This window comes from Enterobacter nematophilus, assembly GCF_026344075.1.
Taxonomy (GTDB): Bacteria; Pseudomonadota; Gammaproteobacteria; order Enterobacterales; family Enterobacteriaceae; genus Enterobacter; species Enterobacter nematophilus.
Window position 1 is genome coordinate 124,040 of the sequence record NZ_JAPKNE010000003.1, and the last position, 19,742, is coordinate 143,781.

Here is a 19,742-nt window from a genome sequence, read left to right on the forward strand (position 1 = left end):
GAACGAAAATGGAAACACTGGCCGCCATTAACCGCTGGCTGGCGAAGCAGCATGTCGTGACCTGGTGCGTATATCGCGAGGGCGAAATGTGGTGCGCCAACGCCTTTTACTACTACGACCCTGAGCGCGTCGCTTTTTATGTGATGAGCGAGGACAAAACGCGGCATGCACAGATGACCGGCCAGCAGGCAAAGGTGGCGGGCACGGTGAACGGCCAGCCGAAAACGGTCGCGCTGATCCGCGGCGTGCAGTTCAAAGGTGAGATTCGTCGTCTGGAAGGGGAGGAAAGCGACGCGCAGCGTAAACGCTACACGCGCCGCTTCCCGGTTGCCGCTGCGCTAAAAGCCCCGGTGTGGGAAATCCGCCTCGATGAGCTGAAATTTACCGACAACACCCTGGGCTTCGGCAAGAAGCTTCACTGGCTACGCGCCGAGCAGGCGTAGCGCCTCGCGGTTAAACGCCGGGAGATCGTCCGGGGTCCGGCTGGTGATCAGCTGGTCGTTGTCGTTGACCACCTCCTGATCGTAAAACTCGGCGCCTGCGTTTTTCAGATCGATAACGATCGGTTTCACCGCCGTAAGCTTACGCCCGCGGACCACTTCGGCGCTGATCAGCAGCTGCGGGCCGTGGCAGATGGCAAAGACCGGCTTGCCGGTGCCGACAAAGTCACGGGTAAAGGTCACGAAGCGCTCGTCCCCGCGCAGGGAATCCGGTGAATGGCCGCCTGGCAGCAGCAGGGCGTCGAAATCAGACGGGCTAACGTTATCGATGGTTTCGTCGATGGTCACGCTGGCTTCGCCCTTATGGCCTTTCACCGTTTTGCCCGCTTCTTTCTCAATGGTGATAACCTCGTGTCCCGCCTTGCGGAACGCCTCTGCAGGAGAGGTGAATTCTGAATCTTCAAACTCGTCGGTAATCAAGACTGCGATTTTCTTGCCCATGCTTCCTCCGTTGTTTTGGCTTCAGACTGATTTTTCTCCGCTTGTGGTAAATACTTACCTGTAACAGACTTCTAAGTGTGGTCGACCACGCTGAGTTCGCAAACGGACAATTCTGTAAAGGGGATAAGATGAGTCAGGTATTGATTACAGGCGCAACCGGGCTGGTGGGCGGGCATCTGCTGCGGCTGCTGATCCAGGATCGCCATATTAACTTCATCGCCGCACCGACGCGTCGCCCGCTGTTGGACATCTCCGGCGTCTTTAACCCGCACGATCCACAGCTCACCGACGCGCTGGCGCAGGTGCAGGACCCGATAGATATCGCCTTTTGCTGTCTGGGCACGACGCGGCGTGAGGCGGGCAGTAAAGAAGCCTTTGTTCATGCGGACTACACGCTGGTGGTGGATACCGCCCTGACGGCGAAAAAGCTGGGGGCAAAACATTTCCTGGTGGTCAGCTCGCACGACGCCAGCACCGGCTCACCGTTTTTTTACAATCAGGTGAAGGGCAAAATGGAAGAGGCGCTGATTGCCCAGAAGTGGGAGCGTCTGACAATCGTGCGGCCTTCCATGCTGATGGGGCACCGCGACGAACGGCGTTTTAACGAATCCTTCTTCGCCCCGCTGTTTCGCATCCTGCCGGGTAACTGGAAGTCCATTGAGGCGCGGGACGTTGCGCAGGCGATGCTGAAAGAGGCGCTGGCACCGTCGCAGGAGGGCGTCAATATTATCCCTTCGGCAAAACTGCGTGAAATCGCGCAGGGCGAGGCGTAAACTTCTCCGGCTTATTAAATAACACTCTCCGGGGAATGGTATGACTGGTCAGTCTTCATCTCAGGCGGCAACACCTGTCCAATGGTGGAAGCCCGCACTCTTCTTTCTCGTGGTCATCATTGGCCTCTGGTATGTGAAATGGCAGCCGTACTACGGCAAAGCCTTCACCGCTGCCGAAACGCACAGCATCGGTAAATCTATTCTCGCTCAGGCTGATGCCAGCCCGCTGAAGGCGGCGTGGGATTACGCCATGGTCTACTTCCTGGCGGTGTGGAAAGCTGCCGTCTTAGGGGTGATCCTGGGTTCGCTGATTCAAGTGCTTATTCCGCGAAACTGGCTGGTGAAAACACTCGGGCAGCCGCGCTTTCAGGGCACGCTGCTGGGGACGATTTTCTCTCTGCCGGGCATGATGTGCTCCTGCTGCGCCGCACCGGTTGCGGCGGGCATGCGCCGCCAGCGCGTATCCATGGGCGGCGCGCTGGCGTTCTGGATGGGGAACCCGCTGCTCAACCCGGCGACGCTGGTATTTATGGGCTTTGTGCTCGGCTGGCATTTTGCCGCTATCCGTCTGGTTGCCGGACTGCTGACGGTGCTGGTGGTGGCGACGCTGGTACAAAAACTGGTGAAGGATACTGCCGTCGAACCTGCAGTCGTTGAACTGGACGTCAGCGAACCGCAGGGCGGTTTCTTCACTCGCTGGGGTAAGGCGCTGTGGCAGCTTTTCTGGAGCACCATTCCGGTCTATATCCTGGCGGTACTGGTTCTGGGCGCGGCGCGCGTCTGGCTCTTCCCGCATGCGGATGGCGCTATCGACAACACGCTGATGTGGGTGATTGCGATGGCCGTTGCAGGCTGCCTGTTTGTGATCCCCACGGCGGCAGAAATTCCGATTGTTCAGACCATGATGCTGGCCGGTATGGGGACCGCACCGGCGCTGGCGCTGCTTATCACCTTGCCGGCAATCAGTCTGCCGTCGCTCATCATGCTGCGTAAGTCTTTCCCGGCGAAAGCGCTGTGGCTGACGGCGGGGCTGGTGGCGTTGAGCGGGGTGATGGTGGGAAGTATTGCGTTGATGTAAAAAAAAGCCCGGTGGCGCTCGCGCTCACCGGGCCTTCAGTCAGGTGTGGATTACTTAATGTAGGTAAACGCGGTGGTGACGTGCTTCACGCCGCTCACCCGGCTGGCGATATCCGCCGCCGCTTTCCCTTCACGGTCGGTCACCAGACCCAGCAGGAACACTTCACCGTTTTCGGTCGTTACCTTCACGTTGGAGGATTTCACTTGGTCTGAACCCAGCAGCTGGGAGCGGACTTTGGTGGTGATCCAGGTGTCAGATGACGCGGTGCCCAGGCTGATTGGCTGACCCTGACGGATTTCATTGAAGACTTCCGTGGTGCCCTCAACGCCCATCGCGATCTGTTTCGCGCGGCTGGAGAGCTCGGTATTCGGTGCCTGACCCGTCAGCAGGACTTTGCCCTGATAGGCCGTCACGTTGATACGCGCTTCTTTCTTGATTTGTTCGTCTTTCGACAGCGCGCTGTTGACCCGCAGCTCCAGCGTACCGTCATCCACCTGCGTTCCCACAGAGCGCGGATCGGTCGCCGCTTTGGTGCCCACTGCGGCAGTACCCACAACGGCCGCAGCGATACATCCCTGAAGCAGTAGTGCAGACATAAGGACTGCGAGGGTCGATAAAGCCTTCATAAAAACTCCTTAATCATCCTGGTGAGGGAAAAGCGTGTTATCGATCAAATCGCATAAGCAGTTTACCGTTAGCATATGCATCTCCTGAATACGTGCGCTACGGTGAGACGGAATGCGGATTTCCACATCCTGCGGCCCGAGCAGACCCGCCAGCTCACCGCCGTCGTAGCCGGTTAAGGCGACGATGGTCATATCGCGGGTAACGGCGGCTTCAACGGCTTTGACGATGTCCCGGCTGTTGCCGCGCGTGGAGATGGCCAGCAGCACATCGCCGGCATGCCCAAGGGCGCGCACCTGCTTTGCGTAAATTTCGTCATGCAGACGATCGTTAGCAATCGCTGTTAAGACCACATTATCGGTATTAAGTGCAATGGCAGGTAAACTTGGGCGTTCGGTTTCAAAACGGTTAATCATGCTGGCAGCAAAATGCTGTGCGTTGGCGGCTGAGGTTCCGTTGCCACAACAGAGGATTTTGTTGCCGTTAAGCAGGGATTGCACCAGCGTCATTGCAGCGCGAGAGATCGCGTCCGGAAGGGCTTCCGCCGCGGCAATCTGAGTCTGGATGCTTTCTGTGAAGCACACTTTAATTCTTTCGAGCACGTTATCCCTTTTAAATCTTAATTATGCGTCTTCGCCAAAAGCGTTTTTAAGCCATTCGATCTCATTTCCGGTGAAGGCTATCACATCGAAACGGCAATCCACAGTATCAAAGCTCCCATTATGGCGGGCAAGCCACAAGTGGGCAGTCTGTAATAATTTATGTTGTTTGGCGAGCGTCACGCTGGCGGCAGCACCGCCAAAACGGGAAGACTGTCGAAAGCGGACTTCTACAAACACAATCACCTGACCGTCTTTCATGATCAGATCAATTTCGCCGCCGCGCCCGCGGACGTTAGCGGCGATAAAGCGCAGTCCTTTGCCTTCAAGCCAGCGACGCGCTTTTAACTCCCACGCATCGCCGGTCTCTTTACGGCTTAGCTGGCCGGGACGATTTGCCCCTGCTGGTATTTGAGCCATGATAACTTCCTGTTAATCACACAGTCCTGAGTGGCGGTCAGATCGCCGGTGTTGCCGTTAAGCTCAAAGCCCGGCACCTGACGCATCTGAGTAAAGTGGTTCGCCAGCGCCCACGCATCTACACCCATCGCATACAGACGCGCCAGAGAATAGTCGTTACGCACCGAGCTTAGCGCCTGCTGCATCAGCGCCGGGTTGCTGCCCGCCAGCATCGGGATTTCGCTGTACTGCAGGCCGTCCATTTCCAGACGGAAATCCGGGCCTGCGGTGCCCTGTGCGCTGCGGGAGCTGGCGTAGAGCGTTGCGCCGCTCTGGCTGCCGTTACGCATCGCAATCATCGGTTTGATAAAGGCGATCTCCTGCGGCGTGGCAACGATATAGGCCGCATCCACTTTACCACCGCCGCTTATCTGCGCGTCGGTAGGCGGGGCAGGGATGGTCAGGCCGCCAATGGTCACGCTCTGCTGCTGCGGCAGGCTGGCGGAAACCGGGCTGCCGCTGAGCGCGATACCCGCTCCACCGTTAACGCCCGCACGCAGTTCTGAGACGGAACCGAATTTCTGCTGCAGCACAATGCCGCCGCCCAGCTTCTGCCACTCGTCGGCAAAGGCATTAGCCACGCGATCGCCCAGCGTACTGCGCGGGATCAGCAGCAGCGGAGCCTGTTTACCCTGCTCGTGGATATGACGCGCCGCATCGCGGGCTTCATCTTCCGGAGAGAGTGCGAAGTAGCAAATATTGGCCCGGTTCTGAACCTGTTCCGGCTGGTTGAGCGCCAGCACGTTCAGCGTGGTGTTGCTCTTCATCAGCTCTTCCACGTTGTTCTTAAGCAGCGGGCCGACAACGATGCTTGCCCCGTCCTGCTGAACCTGCGCCAGCACCTGGTCAAGCGGCTTCGAACTGGTGTCGTAGATTTTCAGCTCAGCGCCAGGGTTCGCGCTGGTGGTCGCCACGGCCTGCGGCTGAGCGGCAGGCTGAGACGCTGGTTGTGCAGGCTGCTGTTGAGCCTGTTCTGCCGTTGCCTCTGGGGCAGGTGTCGCTTGTGTCTCCGCCGGGGCCTGTGTTGCCGGTGCGGCAGTCGCTGGAGGGGTAGTCGGTGCGGTAACCGGGTTTTGCATTGTGCCCTGCGCCGGGGTTTGCGCGGTGGTCAGGTCACTGGTCTCGGCCGCGGAGGGGCTGACAACGTCGTTTACGTTGGCCGCCTGCGCTGCCTGCACCGGTACCGCACTGCCCGTTACAGGCGTGGTGCCGTTTTTCGCCGCTTCAAAGCCCTGTTGAATCGTACGGCCAAACACGGCCGCCTGGCCGTTTAGCGGCAGAAGCAGCGCAATTTTGCTTGTCGACGCAGGTTTAAAGTTCTGCACGTTTACCAACTGGGTTGGCAGCATTTTCGCCCCCGGGTTCTGCGGGTAACGGGTCTGCCAGTCGGTAATACCGGCTTTCAGCATCTTAGGATCGTTGCGGTTGTTAAACCACATCTGCTGCAGATCGAGCCAGCCCTGAAGCACGTTTTCGTCCGCGTTAATGACCAGCGCCTTTGCCTGATCCTGGGTCATCGAGGCAAGCGCCTGCCAGGTGGCATCAATGTTTTTCTGCTTGTCGGCACCGGCGAGCAGCGGCTCCTGGGCAATCAAGGCGCGCAGCAGGGTCAGGGAAGGGCGACCCTGTTCAGCGGTGATGCCAGCCTGCCAGAAGCGCGCCTGCTGGTTTTTATCCAGCGCGCTCAGGTCGATGCTCCCCAGGATCTTTTTCGCGCCATCATAATCTTTCTGCGCGACCTTCAGCTCGGCAGAGAGCAGGCTCTGCTCAAGATGCTGGGTATCGTTAAGCTCTTTCGGCAGTTGGCCGAACAGCTCGGCAGCCTGCTGGGTTTTGCCCTCTTTCAGCAGTGCACGAATGGCGAGTAATTGCCAGTTGATCCTGGTATCATTTGTACTCTGCGACATTTGTTGCAGATAAAAGCCAGAATCAGCCTGAGCGGAGCCCTGAAGATGGGCGGTGCTCTGGTCAGGTGCCTGGGTGCCACAGCCTGCAAAAATCAGGGCTGCGAGCAGCAGCGGCACGCTGCGCGTGGCTTTTTTTCGAAGAAACGTTAACGGTACCATACTGTATCCAGTGATTTTTTTACGCAATGCTCAATATTAAATCGGCAATACGGACGAAACAATGAAACAACACGAAACGGCAGATAATTCTCAAGGCCAGCTTTATATTGTACCTACTCCTATCGGGAATTTGTCTGATATTACCCAACGTGCGCTGACCGTATTGCAAGCTGTTGATTTAATTGCGGCTGAAGACACCCGACACACCGGTTTACTGCTGCAACATTTCGCGATTAACGCCCGTTTGTTTGCTCTGCACGATCACAATGAGCAACAAAAAGCCGAAACGCTGGTGGCGAAGCTCAAAGAGGGGCAGAGCATCGCGCTGGTCTCCGATGCCGGGACGCCGCTGATTAACGATCCTGGCTACCATCTGGTGCGCACCTGTCGCGAAGCCGGTATTCGCGTTGTGCCGCTGCCGGGGCCGTGCGCCGCCATTGCTGCATTGAGCGCGGCGGGTCTGCCGTCCGATCGTTTCTGCTACGAAGGTTTCCTGCCCGCCAAATCCAAAGGCCGTCGCGATGTGTTAAAGGAACTGGAAGCCGAGCCGCGTACCCTGATCTTCTACGAATCCACTCACCGTCTGCTGGAAAGCCTGGAAGATATGGTCACCGTCTGGGGCGAATCCCGCTACGTGGTGCTGGCGCGCGAGCTGACCAAAACCTGGGAAACCATTCACGGCGCGCCGGTAGGAGAACTGCTGGCGTGGGTGAAGGAAGATGAAAACCGCCGTAAAGGCGAAATGGTGCTGATTGTCGAAGGGCATAAGGCGGAAGAAGATGCCCTGCCTGCCGATGCGCTGCGCACGCTGGCGCTGCTGCAGGCGGAACTGCCGCTGAAGAAAGCTGCGGCGCTGGCGGCGGAAATACACGGCGTGAAGAAAAATGCGCTGTATAAGTATGCGCTGGAGCAGCAGGGGGAGTGATCCATACTCCGCTTTTTTTGCCGGGAGGCGCTGCGCTTGCCCGGCCTACAAAATCTAGAGTGTCGGAATAAATGTCGTAATAAATGTCGGAAAAGAAAATTGCGCAGGTCATCCGCCGATCTGCGTCTTTCGCTAAACCGTAATGATCTCGGTGCCCGTTTTACCCAACAGTTCTTTTTCGTGCTTTCCGATCCCATCATCCGTAATCACACAGTCGATTTTTTCCATCGGCAACACCTGGTTGAACCCGCGGCGGTTGAACTTGCTGGCGTCCAGCACGGCAATCACCTTATGCGCGGCTGCAGCCATCACGCTGCTAATCGAATAGCCTTCATTGAACGTTGTAATGCCGTTGGTGGCATCAATACCGTCCGCGCCGACAAACATCAGATCCGCGGTTATCCCGGTCAGAGAGCGCTCGGCGATGGTGCCATGCATAGAGTGGGTTTTATGGCGCACGGTACCGCCACAGACCACTAGCGTAATGTCTTTGTTTTCCGAGAGGGCAAACGCGGCAGGCAGGCTATTGGTGATGACGGTGATATTGGCGCGTTTGGTCAGCGCTTCGGCGATGAGCATGGTGGTGCTCCCGCTGTCCAGAATGATCGTCATTCCCTCTTCGATCATGGCCGCGGCAGCCTGCGCGATGCGCTTTTTCGGGTCGCTCGCCAGCTGATAACGATCTTCCAGCACCACTTCCTGATTTTCGCTTTCTGCCAGGCTGCTACCGGGCCTTGCGGCGCCACCGTGAAAGCGGGTGACCAACCCCTTTTCTTCCAGAAGGCGCAGGTCCGTTCGGATGGTGACTTCCGAAATGCCAAACTTATTCGAAAGATCCAGCACCATGACGCTGCCCTGATCGTTGACCAGATCAACGATTTTGTTGCGACGCTCAAATGAGTTCATATTGAATTGCCTGATTATTAACTGCCTCTATTCTAATCGAAGGTATGCGAAAGATGTATGGTAATATTCGAAAGTAAATGTGAGCCAGCTCAGGTTGCTGGCTCGAAGCACTACGCGAAGCGCAGCATAATTTTGCCCTGCATTGGCGCACCGTTTAGTTCCTGCACGGCCTGAGCAAAGCTGTCGCTATCGCCGATATGAGCAATAAGGGGCTTAAGCTGCAGTTTTTTCTCTGTGAGCAGACGGGCCGCGGTTTCCCATTCTTCCCCCGGCCACGGGGCCGAATAATTCATCCAGCTTCCCAGAAGCGTCAACTCCTTACGCAGTATCTTGCCAAATGTCGCCGCCGGTAAGTTCAGGTCGTGATGCAGCGTACCCACCAGAGCGACCTGGGCGCGCGGCCCGGCGATATCAATGGCGAGCGTGACGGTTTGCGGTGTGCCAGCAGTCTCCAGAACCAACTGATCAAACGGGTTGTCGCTCAAGGCGTTGAGGATGTCGTCTGCGGCCAGAGCGCGGCTATTAAACACCTGAGTTGCTCCCAGCGCTGTTGCCAGCGCGAGCTTATCGTCATTGATATCGATCGCGGTAACGCTGTTGGCGCCCAATGCCAGCGCACATTGCATCGCCAGCAGGCCGATAGTTCCTGCGCCGACAATGATGACGTTCTTACCCTCGCAGCCGGAAGCGAGATGAAACGCGTGTAGCCCTACGGTTATGGGCTCAATAAATGCACCATCTTCAATTGCCATCTCTGCAGGAAGGCGGAACAGGTTTGCGCGCTTCACCACGATATATTCCACGTTGCCGCCTTCGCTGCGAGATCCGACAAACTGATACTGCTTGCAGAGCGAGTAGTAGCCTTTTTCACACGCCGAACAGGAAAAGCAGGGCAGTAATGGCACGCAAGCAACTGGATCGCCTGCCTTGAGATCGTGCACTTCGGTACCACAAGCTTCGACATAACCGCTAAATTCATGTCCCAGGGTGATGGGATAATAATGTGCTCCTCCGGCAAAAATTCGCGGGATATCGGAGCCACACAGTCCTGAGCAGGCAATGCGCACCTGCACATCATCCGCAGCCTGAATGTGAGGGATTGGGCGTTCTTCAACGCGCACGTTGCCCTCAGCGTGAATTACCACTGATTTCATATTCACTCCAGAAAAAGAGGGGGAGCTTGGCTCCCCGGATATCAAGACACCGTCTGGCTTTGTGGGTTAGCGACGTTCTTTTCTGCCGCGTTAAATACGCGGGCGCGTCGCCAGGTGAGCAGGACGCCGGTGAAGTAAATCGCGCCAATCACGATGAACCCCACCACGTTTTGCCAGGTGAACAATTGGATGAGCAGCCAGGTGACGGGTGAACCGCCCTGGTCCATGGAGGCCACCAGTCCGCCTGCTTTCAACGCGCCAGCATTTTGCGCAAGCTGGGTATGCAGGCCGATGGTCTGGGTCGCAATCCACAGCGTAATGCCCATGATGATGACGCCAGAGATAAGCGTGCGGAACAGGTTGCCCTGATGCACCGCAACCGCCATCGCCACAAAGAAGCCGATGGTGGCAAGGTCACCGAACGGCAGCACCTGGTTGCCAGGCACTAGAACAGCAATCAGGATAGTGAGCGGAATGAAAATCAGGCTGGCGGAGACGACGGACGTATGGCCCAGCAGGAGTGCCGGATCGAGACCGATCAAAAACTCCTGCCCACCAAACTTCGCCTGCAGACGTTTACGGGCATGTTTAGCAATCGGCGTCAGGCCATCCATGATCGGTTTGATAACGCGTGGCATCAGCAGCATCACGGCCGCGGTTTTTACGGCCAGCTGGAGAACGGATTTGGCATCGTAGCCTGCCAGCATGCCAATAGCCAGCCCCATAACAAACCCAACCGTGACCGGTTCGCCAAACGGGCCAAAGCGTTTTTGCACATCGTCAGCGCTAAAATGAATACGCTTCAGGCCTGGGATTTTATCGATAATCGTATCGACCAGAACGGCGATTGGGCCGAGGTAAGCTGACGAGCCGTGAGGGATGGCAATCCCTTCCAGACCGAAGAAGTCCCGGGTGTCTTTGGCAAACCAGTCTCCAAGCTTGTAAACAAAGGCTGCGTGCACCACAACGCCCAGGATCCCCAGCCAGTAAGAGCCGGTTGCCAGGTGCAGCATCGCACCGGTGAAGGTCATGTGCCAGATGTTCCAGATATCGACGTTTACCACCCACGTCATCCGGGTCACCAACATGACAACGTTGACGACAATCGCAACAGGGATTGCGATAAGTGCAATCTGTGATGCCCAGGTCATTGGGGATGAACCCGGCCAGCCGACATCTACCACGTGCAGGTTAATCTGGAACTGCTCAGCCATCGCTTTGGCCGCCGGGCCGATGGAGTCAAGCATCAGGCCGATAACCAGCCCGATCCCGACGAAGCCAATGCCGATATGAAGGCCGGATTTAAAGCAATCGCCCAGCTTCATCCCCAGAAGCTTCGAGAAGATAATGATGACGATTGGCAGCATTACGGTTGGCCCCAGATCGAGGATGTACCGCATGATTTCGGTAAACATGATCTTACCCCTCGAGGATGGTCAGAATTTTTTGCTGCAGGGCTTCGATACCGACGCCGGATACAAACGGCATGCCGTGCACCACCGGGATGTCGCCAAAGGCTCTGTCAACTTTCGCCGTGGTACAAATTAGGTCTGCGCCGTCCATATAGGTTTCGATTTCAGTCACCCGACACTGGACCAGATCCAGTTCAATGTGGTGGGTTTCACACAGCTCTTTGATCTCTTCTGCTGCCATGGTTGAGGTGGCGACAGCGCCGCCGCAGGCAACAATAATTTTGCGTTTCATAGGGCACTCCTTTTTTTATTATCAGTATGTTATGAAGCCTTGGCACAGGCGACAGGCTCAAGGATCGTCTCCCGGAAACGATCGGCCAGGCGCTCTGCGGGCACCGCCAGCAGCATGTCCAGCGTGTCCGGGTTTTGTAGCTCACTGAAAAGGCGGCGCAGCAATTTCATTTGCGCCGCAGGGTTTTCAACGATTAACGCGATGATGAGTGAGACGGCGACCTCGCCATCATCGTCAGCCTGCTGAAAATGCACCGGTTTGGCCGGGCTAATCAGGTAGATTGCGGGGCGTTTCGCATGTATGGCTTCGCAGTGCGGAATAGCGACCGCATGGCGTTCAAGAGCAATGCCGGTGGGATAGTTCACCTCCCTTTCCAGAAGGGCGGCGGGGTAGGTGGCGTGAACAACACCGTTAGCCAGCATCTCCTCGCCAATATGCGCCAGCGCCTGCTGGCAGGTTTCAAACTCAATTCCGGTACGGACAAAAATGTGACTCATACACTCTCCGGCATCAGAAGGGTTCAGGGGTGCAGCCAAATCGATAGGCGCGTAATACATCCTGTATTTTGTCGATGATGAGATTTTGCGGTGTTGCGGCGATCTCATTCATCGACAATCGTTCGAACTGGACGGGCATAAACTGGCTGATCAGCCCCAAAGGCAAGGAGGTTGCGCTCAGATTAGCGATTAACTTCTCAACGCTCTGGCGAATGCGCGGATGCGGCCAGTAGTAGCGAATGCGATCGGACAGGCTAAAGTGAATATCCACCATTGCCTGGCTCCAGGTGGGGCGGTAGTACTTCTTCCAGTAATCCGGTTCGTTCAGCATCACTTCGTCAATCACCTCCAGCACGTGGCTGCGTTGCTCAGGGGCGATGAGAGCCTTCTCCATTTGTGCGAGGGCAAAAATGGCTTCTCGCAGGGCAAAGGTAAGCGCCGGGCCGACTTTCAGGATCGCGAAGTGATCGCGAACCAAAGCGCGATAGGCCTGACGAGTCTGGTAGTCCGTTGAATGCGCCTCATAGACCATGGGTGTCTGGCGGATCCAGCCGGAAAGCGCCTCTGCCGCGTACGGCTGGTAGTGAATAATTTGCGTATGATCGAACTCCACGCCCGGTTGCACCACGATAGCTATCACGCGCGTCATAGCCTCATCCAGACCGAGCGCGGCAAAGGCCTCACGATGCGTTTCCAGCGTCTGCGCGGCATCTTCCACACGGGTAACATGCACGCTGTTAATGCTGCTGGCTTCACCGCCTGGAACGGGAACCTCAGTACCAATCACGTAGGTTAGCGCCGCTTTTTGTTCTTCAGTGGCCGTCTCTTCTGCCGCTTTGCACAGTCGGGCAGCACGCTGTGCCACCACCCCTGGCGGGAGTGGGACAGGATCGTCGGCACAGGACATTGAGGCGTCCAGGTGGATCTTTCTAAACCCTGCCGCAACATAGGCTTTGATCAATGCTATGGATTTCTCCATCGCCGCGTCTGCCGGTTCGTTTTGCCAGCAGTTTGGCCCCAGATGATCGCCGCCCAGGATCAAACGTTCATGCGGAAAGCCCACCTCTTCAGCGATCTTCAAAACAAAATCACGGAAATCAGCGGGTTTCATACCGGTGTAACCGCCGAACTGGTTCACCTGATTTGAGGTGGCTTCAATCAGTACCTTGTTGTCGGTATGCAGATCGAACCGCAATGCGGCTTCAATAACCAGCGGGTGCGCTGAGCAAACTGAGCAAATACCGAGATCTTCTCCCGCCTTATGGCGGGTAATAATATCTTTCACGTTTCCTCCGGGTCAGGACTTCAGGCTTTCGTATTTAGAGCTTTCCTTCACAACCACAATCGTTGATTACTTTACGCACCACCTCTTTCATGGCGCGTTTGGCGGGTACCATGTAATGTCGCGGGTCACTGGTTTCGGGATGTGAATCGAGATAGGTTTTCAGGGCATTCGAGAAGGCGATTTTGAGTTCTGTGGCAACGTTGACCTTGCAGATACCGAGGCGAATGGCCTGAAGGATATCGGCCGTAGATAAACCGGAAGCGCCGTGCAGCACCAGTGGGATATCGACCTGATTGCGGATCTCTGCCAGACGTTCAAAATCAAGTTTCGGCGTGGCAGTGTAGAGGCCATGCGCGGTACCGATGGCGACGGCCAATGAGTCGATACCCGTTAATTCAACAAACTCGCGTGCCTGTAGCGGGTTGGTGTAAAGCGCATCTTTGCTGTCGACCACAAGGTCATCCTCCTGCCCGCCAAGACGGCCAAGTTCAGCCTCCACGCTAACATCGTAACGGTGGCAGTAGTCTGTCACTCTCTTCACCAGCGCCACGTTTTCAGTGAACGGATGATGAGAGCCGTCGATCATTGCAGAGCGGATTCCACTCTGTACTTTTTGCGCGATATCGTCGAAATTTTCGTGATGATCGAGGTGGATCGCCAGTGGTTGGTTATACGTTTTGGCCAGATCGCTGGCAATGGCGACCACGTTCCCGGTTCCGGCATAACTGAATGTGCCGGGCGTACCCGCCACGATCAGCGGAGATCGCATCTCAGAGGCCGTTTCAACGACCACCTGCAGCGTTTCAAGATTATGAATATTGAATGCCGGTACGGCGTAACCTTCGCGCTGTGCTTTTTGCAGCATTGCTTTCGACGAGATGATGAACATCTTTCCTCCGAAACCTTTCGTTTTGTTTATGCGAAAGACAATATAGGGTTTCGGAATGTTATTTTGTGATTGGTATCTTAAAAATGAAAGAATCGAAATGAAAGGTAAGGATGCGAAAGAAATGAAAGAAAAAAAAGCATGGCCGAAGCCATGCTGAGCGAGGTTTACAGCAAACTCACGTCACCGGTGCCGGGTTAAACACCGCCAGCTGATTGTGCAGCCCCCACTGGTCCGAGAACGTTTTCTTCCGACCGCTCGCCACGTCCAGAATAAAATGGAACAGCTTCCAGCCCACGTCTTCAATACTCTCTTCCCCGGTGGCAATGGTGCCCGCGTTGATATCCATTAAGTCGTACCAGCGGTTGGCCAGCTCGGTGCGGGTCGCCATCTTGATCACCGGGACCGCCATCAGGCCGTATGGCGTGCCGCGCCCGGTGGTAAAGACCTGTACCGTAATGCCGGAGGCCACCTGCTGGGTGCCGCAAACAAAGTCGCTGGCAGGCGTAGCCGCATAAATCAGGCCGCGCTTCGTCGGGCGCTGGCCCGGAGAGAGCACTTCCACAATCGCGCTCTGGCCGGATTTGGCAATCGAACCGAGGGCTTTTTCCACCACGTTCGCCAGGCCGCCTTTCTTGTTGCCCGGCGAAGGATTGGCGCTGCGGTCGGTTTTGCCCATATCGAGATAGTTATCGTACCAGGCCATCTCCTCAAGCAGGCGTTTGCCCACCTCTTCATTAACGGCGCGTGGCGTGAGCAGGTGGATTGCGTCACGCACTTCAGTGACTTCGGAGAACATCACCGTGGCGCCGCAGCGAACCAGCAGATCGGACGCATAGCCCACCGCCGGGTTAGCCGTCACGCCGGAAAACGCATCGCTGCCGCCACACTGGGTGCCCACCACCAGTTCCGACGCCGGGCACGTTTCGCGCTGGCGGCGGTTGAGTTTATCCAGATGACGCTCTGCCACCTGCAGAATATCGTCGACCATTGACCGGAAACCAACGTGGCGTTCGTCCTGCAGGCGCACGATGCTGGCCCCGTCAGCCGGGATGGCTTTGACATCTTCGGTGCCCTGCAGCAGGCGCTCTGGCTGCAATTTTTCACAGCCGAGACCGATTACCATCACCTCGCCGCCAAAGTTCGGGTTAAGGGCGATATTGTGGATAGTACGGATCGGCACGACCGCCGCCGGGGCGTTGATCGCCACGCCGCAGCCGTACAGGTGGTTAAGACCCACCACGCCGTCGACGTTCGGATACTTCGGCAGCAGATCGCGCTCAATGATTTTCACCACGTAATCCACCACGCCCGCCACGCAGTGCACGCTGGTGGTAATGCCGAGCAGGTTTTTGGTGCCGACGCTACCGTCCGCGTTGCGGTAGCCTTCAAAGGTATAGCCCTCCAGTGGCGGCAAAGGTTCAGGGACGCGGGTCGCCAGCGGGAGCGTATTCAGCGGCGGTGCTTCTGGCAGCGCCACCAGAGACTCCTCAATCCAGCTACCCTGCGGGATAGCGCTTACCGCATAGCCGATGACTTCACCGTAACGGACGATTTCACCGTGGGCGGGAATATCGACCAGCGCGACTTTGTGCCCCTGCGGAATATGCTCAATCAGCTCCAGCCCGTCCGGGAAGCGGGTGCCTGCTTTTAAGCCATTGTCGTTGACAATAATCGCCACGTTATCCGTATCGTGAACTTTAATATAAAACGCCGTCGGCGATGCCTCTCTGATTGCAATATCGGCCATTATTCACTCTTCTCCGGCAAAGTTTCAGCTATGAAAAATAACTCGTTGGATAATCGTTTTCTTAACGCAGAAATAAAGCATGTCAGGAGAAGAAAAGTGAAAATGTGATCGCGATCGTTTCGGGCGGACTAATCCTTGATTCTGTGCATTAGCGCCCACTGCTTTGTGCATATGCTCAAAATAGCGTTGAGATGTAGCGTGATACTTGAGCATCAAAACAATGTGCTGCCGTGCAGAGCCGATTATACTGAATGACGATTTTATAACGCCAATATTCAGTCAGAGAAATAAATATAAAGAATCTGTTCTGGAAAAATAATACTGGCTAAAACTGCGGAATTAAAAAGGGTTAAGTGATGAATAACGATATCTTCCCGAATAAGTTTAAAGCTGCCCTCGCGGCGCACCAGATTCAGATTGGCTGTTGGTCCGCGCTGGCAAACCCTATTAGCACCGAAGTGTTAGGCCTAGCCGGGTTCGACTGGCTGGTGCTGGACGGCGAACATGCGCCGAACGATATCAGCACCTTTATTCCGCAGCTGATGGCGCTGAAAGGCAGCCCCAGCGCTCCGGTGGTGCGCGTGCCAACTAACGAGCCGGTGATTATCAAGCGTCTGCTGGATATTGGTTTCTACAATTTCCTGATCCCGTTTGTGGAAACGGAAGAACAGGCGGCGCTGGCCGTGGCCTCAACGCGCTATCCGCCGGAGGGGATCCGCGGCGTCTCGGTGTCACACCGCGCCAACATGTTTGGCACCGTGCCGGACTACTTCGCCCAGTCCAATAGCAATATCACCATTCTGGTTCAGATCGAGAGCCAGCAGGGCGTTGATAACGTCGATGCGATTGCAGCCACAAACGGCGTGGACGGTATCTTCGTTGGCCCAAGCGATCTGGCTGCCGCGTTTGGCCATCTGGGCAACGCCAGCCACCCGGACGTGCAGCGCGCTATCCAGCACATCTTTGCCCGCGCCAAAGCGCACGGCAAGCCGTGCGGCATTCTGGCACCGATTGAAGCTGATGCTCGTCGCTATCTGGAGTGGGGAGCCACGTTCGTTGCCGTCGGCAGCGACCTCGGCGTGTTCCGCTCAGCGACGCAGAAATTAGCGGACGCTTTTAAAAAATAACCATCATTGAGGAAACAGATTATGACGCTGAAAGTGGGGTTTATTGGTCTTGGGATCATGGGTAAACCAATGAGTAAGAACCTGATTAAAGCGGGTTACTCACTGGTGGTATCCGATCATAATCCGCAGTCTGTGGCTGAGGTGATGGCGGCGGGCGCGGAAACGGCCACCACCCCTAAAGCCATTGCTGAGCAGTGCGACGTCATCATCACCATGTTGCCCAATTCCCCGCACGTTAAAGAAGTCGCGCTTGGGGAGAACGGCATCATCGAGGGGGCGAAGCCGGGCCTGGTGCTGATTGATATGAGCTCTATCGCCCCGCTCGCGAGCCGTGAAATCAGCGAGGCGTTAAAAGCGAAGGGCGTAGAGATGCTGGATGCACCCGTCAGCGGCGGCGAGCCGAAAGCCATCGACGGCACGCTGTCGGTGATGGTGGGCGGCGATAAGGCCGTGTTCGATAAATACTATGACCTGATGAAAGCGATGGCGGGCTCCGTAGTGCATACCGGAGACATTGGCGCGGGCAACGTCACCAAGCTCGCGAACCAGGTGATTGTGGCGCTGAACATTGCCGCCATGTCTGAAGCGCTGACGCTGGCAACCAAGGCGGGCGTCAATCCGGACCTGGTTTATCAGGCTATTCGCGGCGGCCTGGCGGGCAGTACGGTGCTGGATGCCAAAGCGCCGATGGTGATGGATCGTAATTTCAAACCCGGTTTCCGCATTGACCTGCATATCAAAGATCTGGCGAACGCGCTGGATACGTCTCACGGCGTGGGGGCGCAGCTGCCGCTGACCGCTGCGGTCATGGAGATGATGCAGGCGCTGCGTGCGGATGGCCTGGGCACGGCCGATCACAGCGCGATTGCGTGCTACTACGAAAAACTGGCGAAGGTGGAAGTGGCGCGTTAATAGCATCTTGCCTGCGCCTGAGGGTGACAGCGGCGCGCAAACCCTCTATACTGCGCGCCGAAGCTGACCAGACAGTCGCCGCTTCGTTGTCGTCCCTTTCGGGGGAGACGGGCGGAGGGGAGGAAAGTCCGGGCTCCATAGGGCAGGGTGCCAGGTAACGCCTGGGGGGGAAACCCACGACCAGTGCAACAGAGAGCAAACCGCCGATGGCCCGCGCAAGCGGGATCAGGTAAGGGTGAAAGGGTGCGGTAAGAGCGCACCGCGCGGCTGGTAACAGTCCGTGGCACGGTAAACTCCACCCGGAGCAAGGCCAAATAGGGGTTCACATGGTACGGCCCGTACTGAACCCGGGTAGGCTGCTTGAGCCAGTGAGCGATTGCTGGCCTAGATGAATGACTGTCCACGACAGAACCCGGCTTATCGGTCAGCTTCAACTTCTTCCAGAACCCCGCTTCGGCGGGGTTTTTGCTTTTAGGGGGTCGTAGCCAGATAAGCGCATCGCCACCCGGCAACTCTCACAAACGACATCAATTCTCATATTTGCGACATTAAGCACATTTCACTGCATTACCCTTTCCATCGTCGATATGCATCCCGCAGACGATCGCCATCACAAAATTTCGCGCTAAAAAAGAGCGAATTTACAGTATTGTTAATTTGTTGCGAATGTTAACTGAACGATCGCAAATATTTTCTTATTTGATATAAACATATTGAAATTAAAAACATTCAGGCTGTGAATGTGTGACGTATTCCACTATTTATAAAAAGCTGTCCAAAAATCCTCTGCAAAATTTGATAATTTGAAAGAATGTTTCAAAGGAATAACGGTTATTTATTGGCCTTTAATTGCCTGAAAGATCGTCTTTATTGATTTATTTAACCCAGAAAAATTTATCAAGGTTATCGCCATAAAATAATTTTATTACTGCTGCTTTTATTGATCGATATCAGCGTAATGGTGTGCTTTTATTTTTCTATGGTATTGATTACATGATGTTTTTTAGGTTGATGTTGTTCCCGTGAAATGCGCGGGAAAGCAAATTGTGAGTAACAGCACATAACCCCTTAAACAATATTAGGTAGAATCCGCTGCGTCATAGGGAAATAAGCGCAGAATATTATGAACACTATTATTCTACCGAAAACACAGCACCTCGTGGTATTTCAGGAAGTCATTAAAAGTGGCTCCATAGGTTCTGCTGCAAGACAACTGGGCCTGACGCAACCCGCCGTCAGCAAAATCATCAGCGACATCGAATCTTACTTCGGCGTGGAAGTGATGGTGCGTAAAAACACCGGCGTCAAACTGACTGCTGCGGGGCAGGTGCTGCTTTCATACTCTGAGTCGATCACCCGCGAGATGAAAAACATGGTGAGCGAGATTAACAGCCTCAGTTTCAGCACCGTCATGGACGTCTCCTTTGGCTATCCGTCGCTGATTGGCTTCACCTTCCTGTCTGAGATGATCAAAAAATTCAGGGAAGTGTTCCCGAAAGCGCGCGTATCCATGTATGAAGCCCAGCTCTCCTCTTTCCTTCCGGCCATTCGCGACGGTCGGCTGGATTTTGCCATCGGCACGCTGAGCGACGAAATGCTGCTGCAGGATCTTCACGTCGAGCCGCTGTTTGAGTCAGAGTTTGTGCTGGTCGCCAGTAAATCACGAACGTGCACCGGCCCGACGGCACTGGCATCGCTCACGCACGAGCAGTGGGTGATGCCGCAAACCGATATGGGCTACTACAAAGAACTCCTGACCACCCTGCAAGACAACCACATCAGCATTGAAAACATCGTCCAGACCGATTCCGTCGTCACCATTTATAACCTTGTCCTGAATGCCGATTATCTGACGGTGATTCCCCGCGACATGATTGCGCCGTTCGGCTCGGACCAGTTTATTGTGCTGCCCGTGGAAGACGAATTGCCCGTGGCGCGCTATGCCGCCGTGTGGTCGAAAAATTACAGAATTAAAAAATCGGCGTCTGTATTAGTTGAGCTGGCAAAACAATATTCTTCGATGAATATCGAAAGACGACGATAAAAATAATCACGC

20 protein-coding genes and 1 other RNA gene are annotated in these 19,742 nt (G+C 55.6%); 8 read left to right on the forward strand and 13 right to left on the reverse strand.

Going from position 1 to position 19,742, the window contains the following annotated elements:
- Nucleotides 1-8 precede the first annotated feature (8 nt).
- Complete coding sequence (locus OSH03_RS10315; RefSeq protein ID WP_061096965.1) at nucleotides 9-443, forward strand: YhbP family protein; 435 nt, start codon at nucleotides 9-11, stop codon at nucleotides 441-443.
- Here the strand turns inward: OSH03_RS10315 and OSH03_RS10320 are convergent.
- Complete coding sequence (locus OSH03_RS10320; RefSeq protein ID WP_061096966.1) at nucleotides 423-941, reverse strand: type 1 glutamine amidotransferase domain-containing protein; 519 nt, start codon at nucleotides 939-941, stop codon at nucleotides 423-425. The genes OSH03_RS10315 and OSH03_RS10320 overlap by 21 nt on opposite strands.
- A 128-nt stretch (nucleotides 942-1,069) precedes the next feature.
- On the opposite strand from OSH03_RS10320, the gene OSH03_RS10325 reads away from it, so the two are divergent.
- Together OSH03_RS10325 and OSH03_RS10330 are read left to right on the forward strand one after the other, a co-directional pair.
- A complete protein-coding gene (locus tag OSH03_RS10325; RefSeq protein ID WP_266178965.1) occupies nucleotides 1,070-1,714 on the forward strand; it encodes an NAD(P)H-binding protein in 645 nt (214 codons plus the stop codon).
- Between the two features lie 40 nt (nucleotides 1,715-1,754).
- Complete coding sequence (locus tag OSH03_RS10330; protein ID WP_266178966.1) at nucleotides 1,755-2,792, forward strand: permease; 1,038 nt, start codon at nucleotides 1,755-1,757, stop codon at nucleotides 2,790-2,792.
- 50 nt (nucleotides 2,793-2,842) lie between these two features.
- Here OSH03_RS10330 and dolP read toward each other — a convergent pair whose 3' ends face one another.
- The 4 genes from dolP to OSH03_RS10350 are packed head-to-tail and all read right to left on the reverse strand — an operon-like array spanning nucleotide 2,843 to nucleotide 6,540.
- Nucleotides 2,843-3,418 carry a division/outer membrane stress-associated lipid-binding lipoprotein gene (gene dolP / locus OSH03_RS10335; protein WP_028014534.1) on the reverse strand — a complete coding sequence of 192 codons (576 nt, stop codon included), beginning with the start codon at nucleotides 3,416-3,418 and terminating at the stop codon, nucleotides 2,843-2,845.
- A 9-nt stretch (nucleotides 3,419-3,427) separates the two neighbouring features.
- Nucleotides 3,428-4,018: a DnaA initiator-associating protein DiaA gene (gene diaA / locus OSH03_RS10340; RefSeq protein WP_003861754.1), complete on the reverse strand. Its 591-nt coding sequence runs from the start codon at nucleotides 4,016-4,018 to the stop codon at nucleotides 3,428-3,430.
- Between the two features lie 21 nt (nucleotides 4,019-4,039).
- Complete coding sequence (locus OSH03_RS10345; protein ID WP_028014533.1) at nucleotides 4,040-4,435, reverse strand: YraN family protein; 396 nt, start codon at nucleotides 4,433-4,435, stop codon at nucleotides 4,040-4,042.
- Nucleotides 4,393-6,540 carry a penicillin-binding protein activator gene (locus OSH03_RS10350; RefSeq protein WP_266178967.1) on the reverse strand — a complete coding sequence of 716 codons (2,148 nt, stop codon included), beginning with the start codon at nucleotides 6,538-6,540 and terminating at the stop codon, nucleotides 4,393-4,395. The genes OSH03_RS10345 and OSH03_RS10350 overlap by 43 nt, the downstream gene beginning before the upstream one ends.
- Nucleotides 6,541-6,601: 61 nt before the next feature.
- Here OSH03_RS10350 and rsmI point away from each other — a divergent pair, with 61 nt between their 5' ends.
- Nucleotides 6,602-7,465 (forward strand): 16S rRNA (cytidine(1402)-2'-O)-methyltransferase, encoded by an 864-nt coding sequence (rsmI, locus tag OSH03_RS10355; protein WP_266178968.1) that lies wholly within the window; start codon nucleotides 6,602-6,604, stop codon nucleotides 7,463-7,465.
- A gap of 132 nt (nucleotides 7,466-7,597) precedes the next feature.
- Here the strand turns inward: rsmI and OSH03_RS10360 are convergent, their stop codons facing one another.
- The 8 genes from OSH03_RS10360 to garD form a co-directional block, all read right to left on the reverse strand.
- On the reverse strand, nucleotides 7,598-8,371 hold the full coding sequence (locus OSH03_RS10360; RefSeq protein WP_266178969.1) for a DeoR/GlpR family DNA-binding transcription regulator: 774 nt from the start codon (nucleotides 8,369-8,371) through the stop codon (nucleotides 7,598-7,600).
- A 110-nt stretch (nucleotides 8,372-8,481) separates the two neighbouring features.
- Entirely contained in the window at nucleotides 8,482-9,525 is a 1,044-nt protein-coding gene (gene gatD, locus OSH03_RS10365) for a galactitol-1-phosphate 5-dehydrogenase (RefSeq protein WP_266178970.1), read from the reverse strand.
- A gap of 41 nt (nucleotides 9,526-9,566) precedes the next feature.
- The gene (locus OSH03_RS10370; RefSeq protein ID WP_266178971.1) at nucleotides 9,567-10,940 is read right to left on the reverse strand and encodes a galactitol-specific PTS transporter subunit IIC; all 1,374 of its coding nucleotides are present in this window, start codon (nucleotides 10,938-10,940) and stop codon (nucleotides 9,567-9,569) included.
- 4 nt (nucleotides 10,941-10,944) lie between these two features.
- Nucleotides 10,945-11,229, reverse strand: a complete 285-nt coding sequence (gatB, locus tag OSH03_RS10375) for a PTS galactitol transporter subunit IIB (protein WP_266178972.1) — start codon at nucleotides 11,227-11,229, stop codon at nucleotides 10,945-10,947.
- Nucleotides 11,230-11,258: 29 nt separating this feature from the next.
- Nucleotides 11,259-11,726, reverse strand: coding sequence for a PTS galactitol transporter subunit IIA (gene gatA, locus OSH03_RS10380; RefSeq protein ID WP_266178973.1), 468 nt, complete (start codon nucleotides 11,724-11,726; stop codon nucleotides 11,259-11,261).
- 13 nt (nucleotides 11,727-11,739) lie between these two features.
- A complete protein-coding gene (gene gatZ / locus OSH03_RS10385) occupies nucleotides 11,740-13,011 on the reverse strand; it encodes a tagatose-bisphosphate aldolase subunit GatZ (RefSeq protein ID WP_266178974.1) in 1,272 nt (423 codons plus the stop codon).
- Nucleotides 13,012-13,045: 34 nt separating this feature from the next.
- Nucleotides 13,046-13,900, reverse strand: a complete 855-nt coding sequence (locus tag OSH03_RS10390) for a tagatose bisphosphate family class II aldolase (protein ID WP_266178975.1) — start codon at nucleotides 13,898-13,900, stop codon at nucleotides 13,046-13,048.
- A gap of 175 nt (nucleotides 13,901-14,075) precedes the next feature.
- Nucleotides 14,076-15,647, reverse strand: coding sequence for a galactarate dehydratase (gene garD / locus OSH03_RS10395; protein WP_266178976.1), 1,572 nt, complete (start codon nucleotides 15,645-15,647; stop codon nucleotides 14,076-14,078).
- Between the two features lie 356 nt (nucleotides 15,648-16,003).
- On the opposite strand from garD, the gene garL reads away from it, so the two are divergent.
- The 4 genes from garL to tdcA all read left to right on the forward strand — a co-directional run bounded on the left by garL (nucleotide 16,004) and on the right by tdcA (nucleotide 19,730).
- Entirely contained in the window at nucleotides 16,004-16,774 is a 771-nt protein-coding gene (gene garL, locus OSH03_RS10400; protein ID WP_266178977.1) for a 2-dehydro-3-deoxyglucarate aldolase, read from the forward strand.
- A 21-nt stretch (nucleotides 16,775-16,795) separates the two neighbouring features.
- Entirely contained in the window at nucleotides 16,796-17,686 is an 891-nt protein-coding gene (gene garR / locus OSH03_RS10405) for a 2-hydroxy-3-oxopropionate reductase (RefSeq protein WP_041907938.1), read from the forward strand.
- Between the two features lie 59 nt (nucleotides 17,687-17,745).
- Nucleotides 17,746-18,122, forward strand: an RNA gene (rnpB, locus tag OSH03_RS10410) — RNase P RNA component class A.
- A 687-nt stretch (nucleotides 18,123-18,809) separates the two neighbouring features.
- Entirely contained in the window at nucleotides 18,810-19,730 is a 921-nt protein-coding gene (gene tdcA, locus OSH03_RS10415; protein ID WP_266178978.1) for a transcriptional regulator TdcA, read from the forward strand.
- Nucleotides 19,731-19,742: the final 12 nt, after the last annotated feature.

Coding starts and splice junctions, on each gene's coding strand:
- garR (WP_041907938.1), top strand. CDS start 16,796: ATGACGCTGAAAGTGGGGTTTATTGGTCTTGGGATCATGGGTAAACCA.
- OSH03_RS10370 (WP_266178971.1), bottom strand. CDS start 10,940: ATGTTTACCGAAATCATGCGGTACATCCTCGATCTGGGGCCAACCGTA.
- gatD (WP_266178970.1), bottom strand. CDS start 9,525: ATGAAATCAGTGGTAATTCACGCTGAGGGCAACGTGCGCGTTGAAGAA.
- OSH03_RS10360 (WP_266178969.1), bottom strand. CDS start 8,371: ATGAACTCATTTGAGCGTCGCAACAAAATCGTTGATCTGGTCAACGAT.
- gatB (WP_266178972.1), bottom strand. CDS start 11,229: ATGAAACGCAAAATTATTGTTGCCTGCGGCGGCGCTGTCGCCACCTCA.
- OSH03_RS10390 (WP_266178975.1), bottom strand. CDS start 13,900: ATGTTCATCATCTCGTCGAAAGCAATGCTGCAAAAAGCACAGCGCGAA.
- OSH03_RS10315 (WP_061096965.1), top strand. CDS start 9: ATGGAAACACTGGCCGCCATTAACCGCTGGCTGGCGAAGCAGCATGTC.
- rsmI (WP_266178968.1), top strand. CDS start 6,602: ATGAAACAACACGAAACGGCAGATAATTCTCAAGGCCAGCTTTATATT.
- OSH03_RS10325 (WP_266178965.1), top strand. CDS start 1,070: ATGAGTCAGGTATTGATTACAGGCGCAACCGGGCTGGTGGGCGGGCAT.
- garD (WP_266178976.1), bottom strand. CDS start 15,647: ATGGCCGATATTGCAATCAGAGAGGCATCGCCGACGGCGTTTTATATT.
- gatA (WP_266178973.1), bottom strand. CDS start 11,726: ATGAGTCACATTTTTGTCCGTACCGGAATTGAGTTTGAAACCTGCCAG.
- dolP (WP_028014534.1), bottom strand. CDS start 3,418: ATGAAGGCTTTATCGACCCTCGCAGTCCTTATGTCTGCACTACTGCTT.
- OSH03_RS10350 (WP_266178967.1), bottom strand. CDS start 6,540: ATGGTACCGTTAACGTTTCTTCGAAAAAAAGCCACGCGCAGCGTGCCG.
- OSH03_RS10345 (WP_028014533.1), bottom strand. CDS start 4,435: ATGGCTCAAATACCAGCAGGGGCAAATCGTCCCGGCCAGCTAAGCCGT.
- tdcA (WP_266178978.1), top strand. CDS start 18,810: ATGAACACTATTATTCTACCGAAAACACAGCACCTCGTGGTATTTCAG.
- OSH03_RS10330 (WP_266178966.1), top strand. CDS start 1,755: ATGACTGGTCAGTCTTCATCTCAGGCGGCAACACCTGTCCAATGGTGG.
- OSH03_RS10320 (WP_061096966.1), bottom strand. CDS start 941: ATGGGCAAGAAAATCGCAGTCTTGATTACCGACGAGTTTGAAGATTCA.
- garL (WP_266178977.1), top strand. CDS start 16,004: ATGAATAACGATATCTTCCCGAATAAGTTTAAAGCTGCCCTCGCGGCG.